Origin of the sequence: Leptothrix ochracea (genome assembly GCF_041083635.1) — a bacterium.
GTDB lineage: Bacteria > Pseudomonadota > Gammaproteobacteria > Burkholderiales > Burkholderiaceae_C > Sphaerotilus > Sphaerotilus ochraceus.
In genome coordinates, this window is sequence record NZ_JBFPHB010000035.1 from 14,572 (window position 1) to 33,217 (window position 18,646).

The 18,646-nt window shown below is 59.3% G+C and carries 17 protein-coding genes and 1 tRNA gene; 3 read left to right on the forward strand and 15 right to left on the reverse strand.

What is annotated here, in order from left to right:
* Positions 1–195 precede the first annotated feature (195 nt).
* The 10 genes from asd to cysS form a co-directional block, all read right to left on the reverse strand.
* Complete coding sequence (gene asd / locus AB3X39_RS11810; RefSeq protein ID WP_369417599.1) at positions 196–1,323, reverse strand: aspartate-semialdehyde dehydrogenase; 1,128 nt, start codon at positions 1,321–1,323, stop codon at positions 196–198.
* A 33-nt stretch (positions 1,324–1,356) separates the two neighbouring features.
* Entirely contained in the window at positions 1,357–2,436 is a 1,080-nt protein-coding gene (leuB, locus tag AB3X39_RS11815) for a 3-isopropylmalate dehydrogenase (RefSeq protein WP_369417585.1), read from the reverse strand.
* A gap of 33 nt (positions 2,437–2,469) precedes the next feature.
* Positions 2,470–3,120, reverse strand: a complete 651-nt coding sequence (leuD, locus tag AB3X39_RS11820; protein ID WP_369417586.1) for a 3-isopropylmalate dehydratase small subunit — start codon at positions 3,118–3,120, stop codon at positions 2,470–2,472.
* A 17-nt stretch (positions 3,121–3,137) separates the two neighbouring features.
* Positions 3,138–4,562 (reverse strand): 3-isopropylmalate dehydratase large subunit, encoded by a 1,425-nt coding sequence (gene leuC / locus AB3X39_RS11825; RefSeq protein WP_369417587.1) that lies wholly within the window; start codon positions 4,560–4,562, stop codon positions 3,138–3,140.
* A 118-nt stretch (positions 4,563–4,680) separates the two neighbouring features.
* Positions 4,681–4,774, reverse strand: a tRNA-Ser gene (locus AB3X39_RS11830).
* A gap of 34 nt (positions 4,775–4,808) precedes the next feature.
* On the reverse strand, positions 4,809–6,083 hold the full coding sequence (locus tag AB3X39_RS11835; RefSeq protein ID WP_369417588.1) for an aspartate kinase: 1,275 nt from the start codon (positions 6,081–6,083) through the stop codon (positions 4,809–4,811).
* Between the two features lie 53 nt (positions 6,084–6,136).
* A complete protein-coding gene (tilS, locus tag AB3X39_RS11840) occupies positions 6,137–7,516 on the reverse strand; it encodes a tRNA lysidine(34) synthetase TilS (RefSeq protein WP_369417589.1) in 1,380 nt (459 codons plus the stop codon).
* Positions 7,513–8,481, reverse strand: coding sequence for an acetyl-CoA carboxylase carboxyltransferase subunit alpha (locus AB3X39_RS11845; protein WP_369417590.1), 969 nt, complete (start codon positions 8,479–8,481; stop codon positions 7,513–7,515). The genes tilS and AB3X39_RS11845 overlap by 4 nt, the downstream gene beginning before the upstream one ends.
* A gap of 43 nt (positions 8,482–8,524) precedes the next feature.
* Positions 8,525–9,181, reverse strand: coding sequence for a DNA-3-methyladenine glycosylase family protein (locus AB3X39_RS11850; protein ID WP_369417600.1), 657 nt, complete (start codon positions 9,179–9,181; stop codon positions 8,525–8,527).
* A gap of 36 nt (positions 9,182–9,217) precedes the next feature.
* A complete protein-coding gene (gene cysS, locus AB3X39_RS11855; protein WP_369417601.1) occupies positions 9,218–10,627 on the reverse strand; it encodes a cysteine--tRNA ligase in 1,410 nt (469 codons plus the stop codon).
* 121 nt (positions 10,628–10,748) lie between these two features.
* Here cysS and AB3X39_RS11860 point away from each other — a divergent pair, with 121 nt between their 5' ends.
* The 3 genes from AB3X39_RS11860 to AB3X39_RS11870 are packed head-to-tail and all read left to right on the forward strand — an operon-like array spanning position 10,749 to position 13,918.
* Entirely contained in the window at positions 10,749–12,821 is a 2,073-nt protein-coding gene (locus tag AB3X39_RS11860; RefSeq protein WP_369417591.1) for a L,D-transpeptidase family protein, read from the forward strand.
* Entirely contained in the window at positions 12,818–13,411 is a 594-nt protein-coding gene (locus AB3X39_RS11865) for a peptidylprolyl isomerase (RefSeq protein WP_369417592.1), read from the forward strand. Before AB3X39_RS11860 ends, AB3X39_RS11865 begins: the two co-directional genes overlap by 4 nt.
* On the forward strand, positions 13,412–13,918 hold the full coding sequence (locus tag AB3X39_RS11870) for a peptidylprolyl isomerase (protein ID WP_369417593.1): 507 nt from the start codon (positions 13,412–13,414) through the stop codon (positions 13,916–13,918). It abuts the gene before it with no gap.
* 14 nt (positions 13,919–13,932) lie between these two features.
* On the opposite strand, the gene cobO is transcribed toward AB3X39_RS11870, so the two are convergent.
* The 5 genes from cobO to AB3X39_RS11895 all read right to left on the reverse strand — a co-directional run.
* Positions 13,933–14,502, reverse strand: coding sequence for a cob(I)yrinic acid a,c-diamide adenosyltransferase (gene cobO, locus AB3X39_RS11875; RefSeq protein WP_369417594.1), 570 nt, complete (start codon positions 14,500–14,502; stop codon positions 13,933–13,935).
* 32 nt (positions 14,503–14,534) lie between these two features.
* Positions 14,535–16,079: a cobyric acid synthase gene (locus AB3X39_RS11880; RefSeq protein WP_369417595.1), complete on the reverse strand. Its 1,545-nt coding sequence runs from the start codon at positions 16,077–16,079 to the stop codon at positions 14,535–14,537.
* Between the two features lie 10 nt (positions 16,080–16,089).
* Complete coding sequence (locus AB3X39_RS11885) at positions 16,090–16,899, reverse strand: ABC transporter ATP-binding protein (RefSeq protein WP_369417596.1); 810 nt, start codon at positions 16,897–16,899, stop codon at positions 16,090–16,092.
* Complete coding sequence (locus tag AB3X39_RS11890) at positions 16,896–17,912, reverse strand: FecCD family ABC transporter permease (protein WP_369417597.1); 1,017 nt, start codon at positions 17,910–17,912, stop codon at positions 16,896–16,898. The genes AB3X39_RS11885 and AB3X39_RS11890 overlap by 4 nt, the downstream gene beginning before the upstream one ends.
* On the reverse strand, positions 17,909–18,646 hold a 738-nt coding region (locus AB3X39_RS11895; RefSeq protein ID WP_369417598.1), incomplete at its 5' end, for an ABC transporter substrate-binding protein. The genes AB3X39_RS11895 and AB3X39_RS11890, both read right to left, overlap by 4 nt.

Consider the following 18,646-nt stretch of genomic DNA (forward strand, 5'->3'; position numbering starts at 1 on the left):
AGTGAAACAGATGCGATTCACAGGTCCGTTGGTAGGAAAAATTCAATAAAAAACGACGAGTCTTGTTTCGAAGATAGCATCAAGCTTCCAACAGCACAAGCTTCGCCCCGAGCCAAGAACTGCGGGAAGGAGATCGTCAGATCGACCTTCCCTTGCCCGCTGCAAACGGACAACAGGGATTTTCACACAGGAAAATCAATGCTCCAGAAGAATTCTGAGCATTCTGCGTAATGGTTCCGCTGCACCCCAAAGAAGTTGATCACCAATCGTAAATGCACCGACGTACTCTGGGCCCATCGCCAGCTTTCGGATTCGACCCACTGGAATATTGAGCGTCCCGGTCACCGCAACAGGTGTCAGCCCAGCCAAGGTCGCTTCACGGGTATTCGGTACGACCTTTGCCCAAGGATTATCTTGAGCAATCAAGGCCTCAATATCAGCGACTGGCACGTCTTTACGCAACTTGAAGGTCAACGCTTGACTATGACAACGCATGGCTCCAATGCGAACACAAAAACCATCCACAGGAATAGCCGGAGCAGAAAAACCTTCACCGATACCAAGAATCTTGTTGGTTTCAGCCATGCCTTTCCACTCTTCACGGGAAGCGCCATTACCAAGATCCTTGTCAATCCAAGGAATCAGCGAACCACCCAGAGGAACCCCAAAATGAGCCGTTTCCTCAACGCTAAGACCACGTTGCTTAGCGATCACCTTGCGATCAATCTCCAGAATCGCGCTTTTGGGATCATCCAGCAGCGAACGGACCTCGGCGTTAAGCGTGCCGTACTGAGTCAGCAGTTCACGCATGTGCTGAGCCCCACCACCGGAAGCGGCCTGATAGGTCATGGTACTCATCCACTCGACCAAACCGGCTTTATAAAGCGCACCAACCCCCAGCAGCATGCAACTCACGGTGCAATTACCACCCACCCAATTACGGCCACCCGCTGCGAGTGCATTCTTGATCACCGGCATATTGACCGGATCAAGCACAATCACCGCATCGGAATTCATCCGCAGCGTTGACGCGGCATCAATCCAATGCCCATTCCAGCCAGCAGCACGCAGTTTGGGGAAAATCTCTGTGGTGTAGTCCCCACCTTGCGCTGTCAAAATAATGTCGCAACGACGCAACGCATCAATATCGTAAGCATCCTTGAGGGTGCTTTCATTGCGAGCCATCGCAGGAGCCGCACCGCCAGCATTGCTGGTTGAAAAGAAAACTGGCTCGAAATGTGAGAAATCTCCTTCTTCTTTCATTCGGTCCATCAAAACCGAACCCACCATTCCCCGCCAGCCGACGATACCTACGAGTTGCATTTTCATTCCTTTACAAATAATCAGGATCTTGTATCAGCCTTGGGCCGTCAATGCAGCGACCACGGCATCGCCCATGGCCGCTGTTCCCACGGTTTTGGCCCCTGCTTCCGCAATATCGACCGTACGAAAACCTTGAGCGAGCACCGTTTTGACCGCTTGTTCGATGCGATCTGCGGCTGCAGCTTGCCCCAAGGAGAAGCGCAGCATCATGGCGGCAGAGAGGATGGTTGCCAACGGATTGGCAATACCCTTACCGGCGATATCTGGCGCGCTGCCATGGCTGGGTTCGTACAGGCCCTTGTTCTGCGCATTGAGTGAGGCCGACGGCAACATGCCAATGGAGCCGGTCAGCATGGATGCTTCGTCAGAGAGGATGTCGCCGAACATGTTGCCCGTCACGATCACATCAAAGCGTTTGGGTGCGCGCACCAGTTGCATCGCAGCGTTATCGACGTACATGTGATCCAAAGCGACGTCGGGATAGTGCTGACCCACCTCTGTCACCACATCCTTCCAGAGCTGGAAGGTTTCAAGCACGTTGGCCTTATCGACACTGGTCACACGCTTGTCACGCAGACGAGCCGCTTGAAAGGCGACATGGGCGATGCGTTCGATTTCTGGTCGGCTATAGCGCATCGTGTCGAAAGCTTCTTCGGCACCGGGAAAGTGACCATCGGTGGCCACGCGGCGGCCACGTGGTTGACCAAAATAAATGTCACCGGTGAGTTCACGAATGATCAGGATATCGAGTCCGGCCACCAGTTCGGGCTTCAAGCTCGAAGCGTGTGTGAGTTGCTCGTAGCAAATGGCTGGGCGGAAGTTGGCGAACAAACCGAGGTGCTTACGCAAACCAAGAATCGCTTGCTCCGGGCGCAGCGGGCGATCCAAGGTGTCGTACTTCCAGTCACCGACTGCACCAAACAAGATGGCATCAGCCGCCTTGGCCAGATTCAGGGTCGAGTCTGGCAGCGGATGTCCACTCACCTCGTAAGCCGCACCACCGACGGGCGCTTCTTCCATTTCGAAAGAAAGGTCAAGCGCCTTGAGCACCTTGACGGCCTCGGCAACGATTTCGGATCCGATGCCGTCACCCGGCAGAACTGCAATCTTCATGGTCATGGACTAGCTTGAATACAAAGGAGGAAATCAGCCGACTTGGCGATGATTGAGCCAAGGCATCTTAGCCAAACGCTCAGCTTCGAAGGCCTTGATCTTGTCTTGGTGGCGCAAGGTCAGGCCGATATCGTCGAAACCGTTGACCAAGCAGTACTTGCGGAAGGCTTGCACCTCGAAAGCAATCTCACTGCCGTCACCCTTGACGATGACTTGGCGCGGCAAATCGACTGTGAGCTGATAACCAGGAAAGCCATGAACCTCGTCAAACAACTGCGCCACCACGCTTTCTGGCAGTTGGATCGGCAGCAAGCCATTCTTGAAGCAGTTGTTGAAGAAAATGTCGGCAAAGCTCGGAGCGATGATGGCGCGAAAACCGTACTGTTCCAACGCCCACGGTGCGTGCTCGCGGCTGGAACCACACCCAAAATTCTTGCGCGCCAACAGCACCGAAGCCCCGGCGTAGCGCGGTTGATTCAGCACGAAGTCCGGATTCGGACGGCGCTCGGCGGGGTCCTGACCCGGCTGGCCAACATCGAAATAACGCCACTCATCGAACAAATTCGGCCCAAAGCCGCTGCGTTTGATCGACTTGAGAAACTGCTTCGGAATGATCGCGTCCGTATCGACGTTTTCGCGATCCATCGGGGCCACGAGCCCCTTGTGCACGGTAAAGGCTTGCATGAGTGTCCTTGTACGCGTCAGGCAATGCGACGCACATCAACGAAATGACCTTGCATCGCGGCCGCAGCCGCCATCGCCGGGCTGACCAAGTGAGTGCGACCACCCGCACCTTGACGACCTTCGAAATTGCGATTGCTGGTCGAAGCACACCGCTCACCCGGCTCCAGCCGATCAGCGTTCATCGCCAGACACATCGAACAACCTGGTTCACGCCATTCAAAGCCGGCCGCCTTGAAGATCAGATGCAAGCCTTCGGCTTCAGCCTGTGCCTTGACCAGTCCTGAACCCGGCACCACCAAGGCCAGCTTGACGTTCGAGGCAATACGCCCGCCGATACGACGCACCACAGCAGCGGCTTCACGCATGTCTTCGATACGGCTGTTGGTGCAAGAACCAATGAAGACCTTGTCGATACGGATATCGGCAATCGCCTTGTTGGGCGCCAAGCCCATGTACTTCAAGGCGCGTTCGATGCCATCACGCTTGTTGGCATCGCGCTCTTTGTCAGGATCCGGCACGCGGTCTTCGATCGACAGCACCATCTCGGGGCTGGTGCCCCATGTGACTTGCGGCGCGATCTGCGCGGCATCGAGCTCAACCACGGTATCGAAGCTGGCGTTGGCATCGGAATGCAGCGTGCGCCAGTAGGTCACGGCCTGATCCCACTCGACGCCCTGCGGCGTGAACGGCCGGCCGCGCACATAGTTGATGGTGTTGTCATCCACCGCCACCAAGCCAGCGCGGGCACCCGCCTCGATCGCCATGTTGCAGACGGTCATACGACCTTCCATGCTGAGTGCACGGATGGCTGAGCCCCCAAATTCGATGGTGTACCCGGTGCCGCCAGCGGTACCGATACGGCCAATGATGGCCAGCACCACGTCCTTGGCACCACAACCGGCCGACAGCTTGCCATCTACCTTGACCAACATGTTTTTGGCTTTCTTGGCCAAAAGCGTCTGCGTGGCCAAAACGTGCTCGACCTCACTGGTGCCGATGCCATGCGCCAGCGCCCCGAAAGCACCATGCGTGCTGGTATGGCTGTCACCACAAACGACGGTCATACCTGGCAATGTGGCGCCCTGCTCCGGGCCCATCACATGCACGATGCCTTGACGTTTGTCGAGAAAGGGAAAGTAGGCCGCAGCACCAAACTCACGGATATTGGTATCCAGTGTGGTGATTTGCTGGCGAGAGATGGGATCGGCAATACCGTCATACCCCGCGTCCCAGCCCGTGGTCGGCGTGTTGTGGTCGGCCGTCGCGACCACTGAACTGACCCGCCAAACCGGGCGATGCGCCAAACGCAGACCTTCGAACGCCTGGGGACTGGTGACTTCATGCACCAGATGGCGATCAATGTAGAGCACAGCCGTGCCATCTTCTTCGGTATGAACAACATGCTCATCCCAGAGCTTGTCGTAGAGAGTGCGGCCGGTCATCGATACCTCATCTGAAAATAGGGAGTCAAGAAACTACGCAACGATACAAGACCAACCCAGCAAAAAGCCCTTGGTGCACGGCTTAAGAACCGGGCAACACAAGGGCTTTTGCATGTTTTGGCGGAGACGGAGGGATTCGAACCCTCGATGCACGTTTTAGCGCGCATACTCCCTTAGCAGGGGAGCACCTTCGGCCTCTCGGTCACGTCTCCGAAGGATTGAGATTGTAGCCTGTTTTGCCCGACTTCAAACAGCCGTTTGCGACTCATCGAGTGCAAAAGCTTTGTGAAGCGCACGAACAGCCAGTTCCATGTACTTTTCATCGATCACCACCGAGGTCTTGATCTCGCTGGTGGTGATCATCTGGATGTTGATGCCCTCATCGGCCAAGGTGCGGAACATGGTGCTTGCGACACCCGCGTGCGAGCGCATACCGATCCCCACGATCGACACCTTGCAAATCCGGGTGTCACCCACCACATCCGCCGCTTCCAACGAAGCCACCACGCCCGACTTGAGCAAATCTAGGGTCTTTTGGTAGTCGTTGCGATGCACGGTGAAGGAAAAATCCGTCTTACCGCCGTGCGACACGTTTTGCAGGATCACATCGACTTCGATGTTGGCGTCGGCAACCGCACCCAAGATGCGCGAGGCGATACCGGGTTTGTCCGGGACCCCGACCACAGTGATCTTGGCTTCATCCCGATTGAAAGCAATCCCAGAGACAACGGCTTGTTCCATCTTTTCATCATCCTCAAAGGTGATCAACGTACCCGACCGAGCTTCCTCGTCGATCGAAATATCCCACGGCGTGAAGCTGGACAAGACACGCAGCGGCACCCGGTATTTACCAGCGAACTCGACCGAGCGAATCTGCAAAACCTTGGAGCCCAAGCTTGCCATTTCGAGCATTTCCTCGAAACTGATCCGCGCCATGCGGCGGGCCTCAGGCACGATGCGCGGGTCGGTGGTGTAGACACCATCAACATCGGTGTAAATCAGACATTCGTCGGCCCGCATCGCAGCCGCCACAGCCACCGCCGAGGTATCTGAACCGCCACGACCCAAGGTCGTGATGTTGTCCTGATCATCCACGCCCTGAAAGCCGGTGATGATCGCCACCTTGCCAGCCTCCAGATCAGCCCGCACACGCACGTCATCGATGCTTTGAATGCGCGCCTTGCTGTAGGACGAATCCGTCTTGATCGGTACTTGCCAACCGGCATAACTGACCGCTTCCATGCCCTCAGCTTGCAAAGCCAGCGACAACAAGCCAACCGACACTTGCTCGCCCGTCGCCGCGATCATGTCGAGCTCGCGCAAGACAGCGTCGGTGTGCTTGCTGGGAGCAACTTCTTTGGCCAAAGAGAGCAGCCGGTTGGTTTCGCCGCTCATCGCTGAGGGCACAACCACCATTTGGTGACCAGCTCGGGCCCACTTGGCCACGCGCTTGGCCACATTGCGAATGCGCTCGGGCGACCCCATCGAGGTACCACCGTACTTGTGAACAATCAATGCCATTGGGTGAGTCAAACAGAGTGAATCGAAAACCACATCGCCAAGAGCGCGGGATTCTACCCTTGCTCCCCAACGCCAGCTTGCGGCATAGCGATCCAGCGCAAATCCAACCTCACCTCATCAGGCTGCGCTGTGGAGGCAGTCGATGGGCTACCCCCCACAAACCGAGCATCGAGGCCCAACGCCGGCACAAAGATCAACTGTCCGTCCAAATACATCAAGGGGCCGACGCGAGCAGGCTCGGGCACGCCCAGAAATTGGTACTGTTTTTTGAGGGCGCGGGGCAGCGATGCGGGATGGCGCTGAAAAGTGACGCCAGCCTCACGGCCACGCAGCTCAAGCACTTGGCCTAGCAATTTATTCGCGGACACCCCCCCCGAAGCCACCACCGTCACATCCAGAGCACCCTGCCAGCCTGCCAACTCAAAGGTACCCGGCCCTTGCAAGATCAGCGTCGTCAAAGCCATCACCCCTTGGGTCGATACGGCGGCGCCATGATGCCAACACAACACACCTCGATAGAGCCGCAGATCCAGCGGTGGATCGATGGATAACAGCCACTTTGCGCCACTCTTGGCCGACGGCAGCTCATCCCAGAGTCGAGCGATCAGGGTTCCACGAACTCCTTTGGCGGGACCATGGATACGACCCAACCAGTGACGCAACAGATTTCGACCGCGCTGAGGACCCAAAGCCAGCAACGCCGCCACCGCCAAACCGCGCGCGCCATCCACCACCACCTGCTGCTCATCCAAGGCGGCCAAGGCATCCAGACAAGCAGCGGCGTCTTGCGCATGCGTGGCCACATCGGCCAACACCGTCTCCACCTGCGGAAACGCAGCCTTCAAGGCCGGCCAAACTTGTCGTCGCAGACGGTTGCGCGCGAATTTCGGGTCGGTGTTGCTGTCATCGTCGATGTAGCTCAAACGATGTCGGCGCAAATACGACTCAATCCACGACCGAGGACATGCCAACCATGGACGCAACCAAAGCAGGCCGCCGCGTTCGATGGCCCTCGGCATGGCCGCCAAGCCTGCCACGCTGGCGCCACGCAGGGCCTGCAACAACACGGTTTCGGCTTGATCATCACGATGCTGCGCCAAAACCACTGCCTTCGCACCGACCGCAGCAGCGATGCGCCGCAAAGCGGCATAGCGCTCGTCGCGAGCGGCCGCTTCGATCCCGGAGGCACTGTGACGATCAACCGTCACCCGAGCAGCATGAAATTGCAGCGACAGGCCTTCACGCTGCCAACGTCGGCACACCGCACGGCAATGCCGCTCCCACGTCAACGCATGGGCACTCAACCCATGGTTGACATGAATCGCATGGATTTGAAGGGGGGATCCCTCAGCGGCTCGGCAGAGGGCATGCAGCAAGGCGGTCGAATCGCGCCCACCGCTGAACGCAACCGCCACAACACCCGCTTCAATCACCCCTTGGTGTCATTGAACCGGCCGTAAGAACGCAGACGCTCGTAGCGTTGATTCAACAAATCCGGGGTCTTCAAGGCCGAGACTTGGCGCAAGGCGTCATTCAAGACACGCTTCAAGTAGGCCGCAGCCTGCTTGGCGTCCCGATGAGCACCGCCCACCGGCTCATTGACGATCTTGTCGATCAGGCCCAAGGCTTTCAGGCGATGGGCCGTGATGCCCAGCGCTTCAGCCGCTTCATTGGCACGCTCCGCCGTTTTCCAGAGAATCGAGGCGCACCCTTCGGGTGAGATCACCGAATAAACCGCGAACTGCAACATCAGCATCTGATCGCAGACGCTGATGGCCAAGGCACCGCCAGAACCGCCCTCGCCGATGATGGTGGTGATGATCGGCACTTCGAGTTGTGCCATCTCGTAGATATTGCGACCGATGGCTTCTGACTGGCCGCGCTCCTCGGCGCCAATCCCAGGGTATGCGCCCGGAGTATCGACAAAGGTAAAGACCGGCAAACCAAACTTCTCCGCCAACTTCATCAAGCGCAAAGCTTTGCGATAGCCCTCGGGGCGACACATCCCAAAGTTGCGTGCAGCGCGCTCTTTGGTATCACGCCCTTTTTGGTGTCCGATCACCATGCAGGCTTGACCATTGAAGCGTGCCAAGCCGCCGACGATGGAGAGATCATCCGCAAAAGAGCGATCCCCATGAAGCTCTTGGAAGTCCGTGAAGATCTCGTTGACGTAGTCCAGCGTATAGGGCCGCTGGGGATGACGCGCAATCAGCGTCATCTGCCAAGGTGTCAACGTGGCGTAAATGTCCTTGGCCAACTGCTGGCTCTTTTTGGACAGCCGATCAATCTCTTCGGAGATATCTACCGACGACTCGTTTTGCACATAGCGCAATTCGTCGATCTTGGATTCGAGCTCAGCAATCGGGTGCTCGAAGTCGAGAAAGTGTCGTTTGCTCATCGGTTTCTTCCTTTTACGAGATCTTCGGACGCGCTAGTCTACGTCAGTACGCTGTCGGAGCAGGATCAAGACTGCGCCACAAGTACCACGTTGCCACCGACCTAAAGGGTGCCCACGCCTCGCCCACTTCTCGAACTTCTGCCCGGGAAACGGGCTCACCACTGAAGTAGTTGAGGCTGATGCCCTTGATCAACCCAGCATCATCCAAGGGCAACACATTGGGTCGCATGAGATGAAAGATAAGCAGCATATCTGCCGTCCATTGCCCCACACCCCGAATCGCCACCAGCTCTTCCGCGATCTTGGCATCACTCATGTTTGGCCAAGCCGATTCATGCACAGATCCATCGGCAAAGTGACGCGCCAGATCCAGAAGATACTCACTCTTACGCGCCGACAAGCCCACCGTTCGCAAGGCCACAGACGTCTGTGCCAACACAGATTCTGGAGGAATGCGGAAGGACTCCCCACCCATCAACGCCACAAAGCGCTCCCACACCGACTGAGCGGTACGCACGGCGATCTGCTGGCTGATGATGGAACGCGCCAAGGTGGTGAAGGCATCGCGGCGACTGCGTGGACGCGCCTGACCAAAGATCGGGATGAGCTTGCTCATGACCCGATCACGCGAGGCCAAGTGCTGACAAGCCTCATCCCAGTACGTGGGCGTCACCCAATCCTGACGAGGCTCAGGCTCCATCGCCATCAATTTCAGCAAGGTGTGTCTCCCGCCGCTCTAACTACGCACCCAGGTCGTCCCTGAGGGCGTGTCTTTGAGGAGAATGCCGCGCTCGGCCAAGCTCGCACGGATCTGGTCGGCTTGGGCAAAGTTGCGCGCAAGCTTGGCGGCAACACGCGCCTGAATCTGCGCCTCGATCCATACCGCCAGATCATCCCCCTCACCGTCGGCCTGATGACCGGCCAATCCAGCTTGAAGAAACGCTCGCGGTGGTTGTTGCAAAAGACCCAGCACCGCCCCCAATTGACGCAGCAGCCGAGCCGACGCCCCAGAAGCGTTCCGATTGATGTCGGCAGCAAGATCAAACAAGACCGACACCGCGATGGCGGTGTTGAAATCTTCGTTCATCGCTTCTTTGAAACGCCGAGCGAACGGATGCGTCCAATCCACGGCGGCATGATCAACCCCATCCAGCGCAACACCATCCAAGGCGGTATAGAGCCGCCTGAGTGCATTGCGTGCATCCGTCAAACCGTCCGAGCTGTAGTTGAACGGACTGCGGTAATGGGTCCGAAGCATGAAGAAGCGAATGGTTTCGCCATCAAAGTGCTGCAAGACGTCACGAATGGTGAAGAAGTTGCCGAGCGATTTGGACATCTTTTCGTTGTCCACGTTCAGAAAACCGTTGTGCATCCAGACCTTGGCAAAGGGCTGACCGCTGGCACCTTCACTCTGGGCGATTTCGTTTTCGTGGTGCGGGAACTGAAGGTCCAAGCCCCCGCCATGGATGTCAAAGGTTTCGCCCAACAAGGCACAACTCATGGCCGAGCACTCGATGTGCCAACCGGGCCGGCCAGGACCAAAGGTGGATTCGTAACGAGCGTCCAACGGCTCCTCAGGCTTCGCAGCTTTCCAAAGGACGAAGTCCAAAGGATCGTCTTTGCCTTCAGCCACCGCCACCCGCTCACCCGCACGCAACTGATCCAAGGACTTGCCAGACAGCTTGCCGTACCCCGGAAAACGCCGCACGGCGTAGTTAACGTCACCACTGGCTGCCCTGTAGGCCAAACCTCGTTCCTCAAGCTGGCTGATCATCGTCAGCATCTGCGGCACGTAGTCGGTCGCACGGGGCTCATGGGTGGGACGCTCAATGCCCAAAGCCGCGATATCACGGTGCATCGCCTCGGTCATCTCATCGGTCAGAGCCCGCAAGGTGAGGCCTCGTTCGGTGGCCCGACGGATGATTTTGTCGTCAATGTCCGTGATGTTTCGAACGTACGTGACCCGATAACCGCTGGCCCGTAACCAGCGCGTCACCACATCAAACGCCATCATCATGCGGGCATGGCCCACGTGACACAGGTCATAGATGGTCATGCCACAAACGTAGAGCCTGACATGTCCAGGCTCTAGAGGTTCAAAATCGGTCAGGGTCCGGCTAAGGCTGTTATGGATGCGCAACGTCATCGAAAGATCAGAAATCAGGGCCATCGAAGGATTGGGAGTGGATACGACCAGCAAAGGACGGTCCCATACAATCGTTTCAGTATAGCCCCGCTGACCTGCGGACCCACCCATCAGCGACTCGATGCGTTTCCACCCGACCTCAGCCCTGCCATGCCCCGTTCAGACCCCCCCAACGTTCTTTGGCGTTGGACTCTCCGCTGCATGGCGGCGATGGGGGGCGCTGATCGTGGCCGTGCTCATGCTGCTGTGTGGGTCTGTCACGGCTTGGGCTCGGACTGAACTGAGCGTAGACACGCCCGCGCCGTCAGCCCCCGCTTCGGCCACAAGCGATCAGCGCTTCCAACAAGCGGTACACCTTGCCGAACAACAGCGCCACGCCGCTGCGTTGGTGATTTTCGAGGAGTTGGCAGATCAGCCCCAGGTGCCGCTGGAGGTCCTGAACAACATGGCAGTCATCTATGCCCAACAGGGGCGATATGCCTTGGCAAGATCCATCTTCGAGCAAGCCCTGCGCCATGATCCAACTTACGCGGCTGTTTACGACAATTTGCTGACCGTCCATGGCTTGCTTGCTCGTCAGGCTTACGCACGCGCTTTGGTGCTCGAAGGTGCTTCGCCCGGAGAAGCACAGGTATCGATGAATCTGATCCGGGCATGGACCCCCCCTGTGCCTTCTCACGACCGCTCGGCAGAGCTGGGCGGCGGCAGCTCAACGCCAGAATCGGTGCCTATGCTGCCGGTGGCCATGCAGGCCACCACGGACAATCCCCTCCCCCTTGCTTCTTCTGCCGCCATCGCATCCGCCTCGACACCCACCGTCAACACACCCTCCACAGCGCCCGCTCCTGTCATGAACATGCAAGCCGCCTTCAGCAGTCTCGTATCCCCACGCTTCGGGATCGTCACGGCAGCCTTGGTGGTGATCTTGGTGCTGATTGCCGCAACGGCCGCAACAGCCGCCATGCGTACGTATCCTCAGGCCCCCTCCCCGGAAACGGCAACCACACCACCGTACGACTCGACGAGCAACAGCCAAGGGAGCCATGATTCGCAGATCCTGCCCTTGTCCGCACCCGAAGCGCGTTTGATTGAAATCTATCGCCTCATCGGCCAAGCCCGCATTCGCGAAGCGCTGGGCCGCGCAGAGAATTTGGTCCGGGATCTTCCGGAATTTCATCTGGGTCAATTGATTTATGGCGATTTATTGATGGCTCAAACAGCGCGCCTGAGTCCCGATGGCCATTTAAATCGCCCTCTCGGCACCAACAGCAGCAGCACCGAAGCTTTGGCGCAGCTGGAGCTGGAGGCAGCACGACGCATCCAAGCTCTGCGCGAAACCCCAGCGCCGGGCACCGTCCCGCGTCAACTCTTGCTGGTCGCTCCCAAAGTGCGTTTTGTGGTCGCCGTCGATGCGTCCCGCTCCCGCCTGTACCTGCTGGAAAACAAGAACCATGGCCTGACTTTGGTGTCGCACCGCTACGTCTCGATTGGTCGCAATGGCGTGGACAAATGGGTCGAGGGCGATCAGCGCACACCGCTGGGCGTGTATGACATCACCGAAAAAATCAGCGCTGACAAACTGACCGATTTGTACGGCGCAGGCGCACTGCCGATCAATTTCCCCAATGAGTACGATCAGCGCGTGGGCCGATCCGGGCGAGGTATCTGGTTGCACGGCGTCCCCAAAGCGGACTATGTGCGCGCCCCACAGTCATCCAATGGCTGCATTGTTTTGGCCAACGATGATATGCGTCAGATTCTGCGTGACTTGGTGCCCATGAATACACCTGTGGTGGTTGCGGAACATCTCGAATGGGTGCAGCCGGCCACCTTGGATAGCGCAAAAAATAATGCCATGCATCTACTCAACCATTGGCATGAGATGCGCCAAAGCAATGACCCACAGCCATTGATTCAATTGTATTCACGGCAGTTCTGGAATGGTACAGATGATTTTGAGGCCTTCAAAGAAAAGATCATCAAAGATCACCCTCGCCAAGCCACATTCAGCAAAGATCGCAGCCTCAGCGAGGTCTCTATCCTTGGATGGCGAGATCGGTATGAAATACTTGTGATCACCTTCACAGAAAATCATTCAAGCAGCATCGATAAGCATAAAAAATCCACCAAAAGGCAATACTGGGTCCTTGAAGGTGGTCAGTGGAAAATATTTTACGAAGGCACCATTGCATGAACATCAACCTCACTTTCAACGCATTTCAAGCATTCAAAGCACAAACCATCTTGGGCGCTGTGCTGGCCATCAGCGCTGTAGCGCCAGCGTGGGCGGAAAAAGTGCGCCTGAACACCAGCATGGGCGATGTGGTGATCGAACTCGACACCAAGAACGCGCCCATTTCAACCAAGAACTTCATCGAGTATGTGAAAGCGGGCCACTACGACGGCACCATCTTTCACCGCGTGATCGAAAACTTCATGATTCAAGGCGGTGGTTTTACGCCAGATATGCAGCAAAAACCCACCCGACCACCCATTGCGCTTGAAAGCAAGAATGGTCTGAAAAACACCCGTGGCACCGTGGCCATGGCGCGTACCAACGTGCCGGATTCAGCCACATCACAGTTTTTCATCAACGTGACCGATAACGCTTTTCTCGATCAAGCCAATTCGCGTGACGGTACTGGATACGCCGTTTTTGGCAAGGTGATCGATGGTATGGCGGTTGTGGATAAAATCCGCGCCGTGCCCACCACGCGTCGTGGTATGCAAGGCGATGTGCCTGTTCAGGCCGTGACCATCAACAAAGCAACCTTGGAGAAATAAATGACTCAAAAAATCGTCGAACTGAATACCTCTGCCGGTCTGATCAAGATTGAACTTGACGGTGCCAACGCCCCCATCTCGACCGAGAACTTCCTGCGCTATGTGGCTTCAGGTCATTACAACGGCACGATCTTTCACCGCGTCATCAAGGGTTTCATGGTTCAAGGCGGTGGTTTCACGGCCGACATGAAGCAAAAGTCCTCGCTGGCCCCGATCAAGAATGAAGCCAACAACGGCCTGAAGAACAACCACTACACCTTGGCGATGGCCCGCACCAGCGATCCGCACTCGGCTTCGTCGCAGTTCTTCATCAACACGACCAACAACGACTTCCTGAACTTCAAGTCGGAGTCGGCTCAAGGCTGGGGCTACGCCGTCTTTGGCAAGGTCATTGCCGGTCAAGACGTGGTGGACAAGATCGAAGGCGTCAAGACCGGTCGCAGCGGCTTCCATGACGACGTGCCGCGTGAAGCCGTGACCATCCTCAGCGCCACCTTGGTGGGCTGATTGGTCGATTTTTATCAGTCTTCGATCCCGCGCTGCGCTGGCACACCGGCGTCGAAATGATGCTTGATCGGCGTCATTTCTGTCACCGTATCCGCCAGCGCGACCAACTCCTCGGGGGCACCGCGTCCCGTCAGCACCACGTGCACGTGGCTCGGACGCTCCCGCAGGCAAGCCAGCACATCGTCCAGCGCCAGCCAGCCGAAGCGGATGGGATACATGATCTCGTCGAGCACCACTAAAAAGTGCTCACCCGCCCGGATCAGCGCCGCTGCGCGCGCCCAGCCGTCCCGAGCCAACTGGGCTGAATGCTCCAAGTCCTTGCTCTTCCAGCTGAAACCGTCCCCCAAGCCTTCGATCGGCAAGCCGATTTTCTCGAAGAGCCGGTGCTCACCAAAACGCGCGCTGGGCACCTTCATGAACTGATAGATATGCACCGCTTTGCCTCGGCCAAAAGCCCGCAGCGCCAAGCCAAAGGCTGCTGTACTTTTGCCCTTGCCGTCGCCGGTGTGAACGATGACCAAGCCACGCCGCTCGCCCTCGGGTTGGGGGCGACCAGCATCGGTGGGGGGGGATTCGATCTGCATGAACAAAAGCTCCGTCGGATTCAGAAAGAGAGTCAGGGGTGGATCGGCTGCAAAAGTTGCTTGAGCACGCCCGCTTCGACGTGCTGATCGAGAAAATCGGCCAAGCCGTCAAAAACAGCGTCCAAGGTGCGGCATCCTGCCCCAAAAAGGGCTTGGAGCACCTCGGGTGACTCAAAAAGCCCGTGGGCGTAGAGCCCCAAAACGCTCCCCTGCTGCCAGCCGATGACCTCGCCTTCGGCGTTGTGCAGCGCGTCCAAACCCGGGGTCATGGCCGGATGCAAGGTGGTGCGGCCGTGGCGGATTTCGTAGCCCTCAAACGTCAACCCAGCCAACGCGGCCCAAGGGCCTTGCAAGGCCGCAAAGGTGCTGCGACCCGGGCGCAAAAGCTTCTGCGGCTCAAAGCGCGTCACCAGCGGCAGCAAGCCCAAACCCGGACCGTTGGCGTCCACATTCAGACCCACGGATGTCGCCTCGACGCCCTCAGGATCGACCAGCGCCTCACCCAACATCTGCAAGCCGCCGCAAATCCCCAGCAACGCTCGCCCGGACGCCGCGTGGCGCGCGATGGCACGATCCAACTGCTGACGCCGCAGCCACGCCAAATCACCGCTGGTGTGCTTGGAGCCGGGCAAGATGATCCAGTCCGCGGCGTCCACGTCGGCTGCGCTGCGCGCCCACACCAAGCGCACACCCGGCAGATTGCGCAGCGGCTGGAATTCATCCAAGTTGCTGATGCGCGGGTAGGCGATCACAGCGATACGCAGCTTCACGGCCCCACCCTTGCCAGCACCGTCACCGCCTTGGGTGCGCTCATCGAACACACCGTCTTCGTCCGGCAAACCGTGATCGCGCCACATCGGCAAGACCGCCAACGTCGGCACGCCCGTCAGTTGCTGAAGCATCTCGGGCCCTGGGGCCAGCAAGGCCGCATCACCGCGAAAGCGGTTCAGCACGAAACCGCGAATCAGCGCCCGCTCTTGGTCGGGCAACAACTGATGCGTGCCGTAGAGATGCGCAAAAGCGCCGCCCCGGTCGATGTCGCTCACCAACAAGCACGCAGCATTCACCGCCAAAGCGGTGCGCATGTTCACAAAGTCGCTGGCATGCAGGTTGATCTCGGCCGGAGAACCCGCGCCTTCGATCACCACCACGTCGTTGTCCTGCATCAAGGCCTCTAACGCGGCATGGGCGTGGGGCCAAAGGGCGGCACTGCGTTCGCGCCACGGCACCTCACCCAAGTCACGCCGCACCGCGCCCAGCACCACCACTTGGCTGCGGGTGTCGTGTTCGGGCTTGAGCAAGACCGGGTTGTGGCGCACCTCGGGCGTGCAGCGAGCCGCCAAGGCCTGAAAGTACTGCGCGCTGCCGATCTCGCCCATCACGGGGAGTCCATCCTCGCCCAGCAACCCCGGCACCACCCGCGCGTTGTTGCTCATGTTCTGCGCCTTGAAGGGTGCCACCTTCAACCCTTGGCGGGCGTACCAACGGCACAAAGCCGTGGCCAGCCAGCTCTTGCCCGCACCGCTGGTGGTGCCCAGCACCATCACCGCCCGGGCTCGTTGGGGAGAGTGATCCATCGCCATCAAATCACACCACCTCCGGCAAAGCCGTCCACTGCGTGCCGATGCGCTCGATCCGCACCGCGCCGCCAAACACGTCCCGCAAGGCAGCGTGTACCTGCGGATCGTCCCGTGACCCTACCGCTTGGATACGCCCTTCGGCCATCACCACCAGCCGATCCGCCGCCAGCGCCAGCGGCAACTCATGCAAAACACTCAGCACCGTGGTGCGCGGGGCCGATTTGCCGGACTGGCCCGACGGCCCTGACTGACCCATCAAGCGCATCAGGCGCACCAAGGCGACCTGATGCGGTGGATCGAGGTGGGTGGTGGGTTCATCCAGCAGCACAACCGGCGCGCGCACCGCCAAAGCGCGCGCCAGAAGCACCCGCTGGCGCTCACCGCCCGAAAGCTCCGCCAAAGGTCGGTGCTGCCAGGCCAAACATTCGGTTTGCGCCATCGCTTCTTGGACCGCGACACGATCAGCAAGCGTCGGGGTGCCAAACAGACCCACATGGGGCAAGCGGCCCAACATCACCACGTCAAACACGCTCAGCTCCCCGCCGGCGTCATCGGCTTGCTGTGCCAACCAAGCGATCTGCCGAGCGCGCTCGGCGGCGGGATAGTGATTCAAGGCTTGACCAAACAAGCTCACTTGGCCGCAGCGAGGTTGCAACAAGCCGGCCAACACCCGCAGCAAGGTCGATTTGCCCGCACCGTTGGGTCCGACCAGCGCGGTCCAACCGGGCTCAAAAGCCACACGGACCCCGCACAGCACCGCGCGGCCACCCAGCTCGACATGCACGTCGGTCGCACTCAACGTGGGCCCAGCCTTCATGCCAACCTCCGGCGGCGCAAAAGCCACAGCAAATAACAACCACCCAGCACGGCGGTCAGCACCCCAACCGGCAGCTCCTGCGGTGCGATCACGGTCCGGGCCAACACATCAGCCCACAGCAGCAGCGCCCCGCCCATGGCGGCACTGGCCACCAGGCGAAAGCCGTGCGCAGCATGGACAAACCGCCGCACCAAATGCGGCGCCACCAAACCGACAAAAGCCACCAAGCCCGCTTGGGCCACGGCGGTCCCCGTGGCCAGCGCCAGCAGCACGACCAGCGCAGCGCGCCAACGCGGCAGGTTCAAGCCCAAACTGGCCGCGCTCTCCTCGCCCAAGCTCAAGGCGTCGAGCACCCGCGCCATGCGCCAAGCCAAGGGCAAGGTGAACAACAGCGTCAGCAGCAGAAGCGCCACGCTCGGCCAGCCGAGAAAACCGGTGCTACCGAGCAAAAAAGCCTGCTTACCGCGCAAGGCGTCGGGGGAAATCATGGTCACCAGATCGTTCATCGCCCCCAGCACCACCCCCACCACCACCCCGGCCAGCAACAGCCGGGTGGTGTGCTGCGCGCCCCGCGAGAGCAGCAACGTCAGCAGCACGCCCAACAAGGCACCGCCAAAAGCTGCGCCGACCAAACCGACGCGCCCCAGCACCTCCGCCGCTTCGACGCCAAAAGCCGCGCCCATCCAACCGCTGCCCGCCAGCACCACCACCACGCCCAGCGAAGCGCCCGAGGCCGAGCCCAAGAGGTACGGATCGGCCAAGGGATTGCGAAACAAGCCTTGGGCCAAGGCCCCGGCCAAACCAAAGAGCGCCCCCACCAGCCACGCACCTAACGTGCGCGGCGCACGGATCTGCCAGACGATCAGGACCTGTTCCGGGTCGAACAGCTCGCCCAAGCCACTGAGACGCCAGCCTTCGCTGCCGGTGATCAAACCCGCCAGCAGCCCCACCCCACTGACGAGCAGCAGCCCACCCGCAAGACGCCACCGCCGACCTTGTTCAAGTATGCTCATGGCACAGCCCGTCCTGCCAGCGTCGTCAAACAATCGGCCAGCAACTGGGCCGCCTCGCCCAAGCGCGGACCGGGGCGCACCAAGATGTCGTAGCGCGCGCGCTCAAAGGCGCAAACCTGTTGGCGCTGCAACGCCCGCAGCTGCGCCCAACCGGCGCGGCGCGCCAGCTCCTCGGGGCTGCGTTCCATCACCAAGATCAGATCCGGCTGCGCCCGGACCACAAACTCTGGGTTGAGTTTGGGAAAGGGCCCGAACGAGGCCGGCACGATGTTATGCAGGCCCAAACGGGCCAAGGTCTCGCCCAAAAAAGAGGTCGGCCCAGCGGCATAAGGCCCCGCATCGACCTCGACGTAGACCTTGCGGCCGCGCAGCGCTGCAGGCACGCGGGCCACGGCTTGCTGCACTTGAGCCTCGATCTGTTGCCAGAGCTTTTGAGCTTGCTCAGCACGCCCCAGCACCTCACCCAATCGGGTGAGCATCTGATGGGCTTCGGCGTGGCTGGTGGCCTCGATCAGCACCACCCGCAGGCCCAAAGCCTGCAAACGTTCGACCGCCCGCGTGGCCCGGGTGGCCAGCACCACATCCGGTTTCAGGGCGACGATGCGCTCGATCTGCGCGTCTTCCAAGCCGCCCACCTTGGGCAGCGCCAGCACCTGGGCTGGCGCGTTGGAATAGCGGTCCGTGGCCACCAACTGATCACAAGCACCAAGCGCACAGACCGCCTCGGTCAGCGA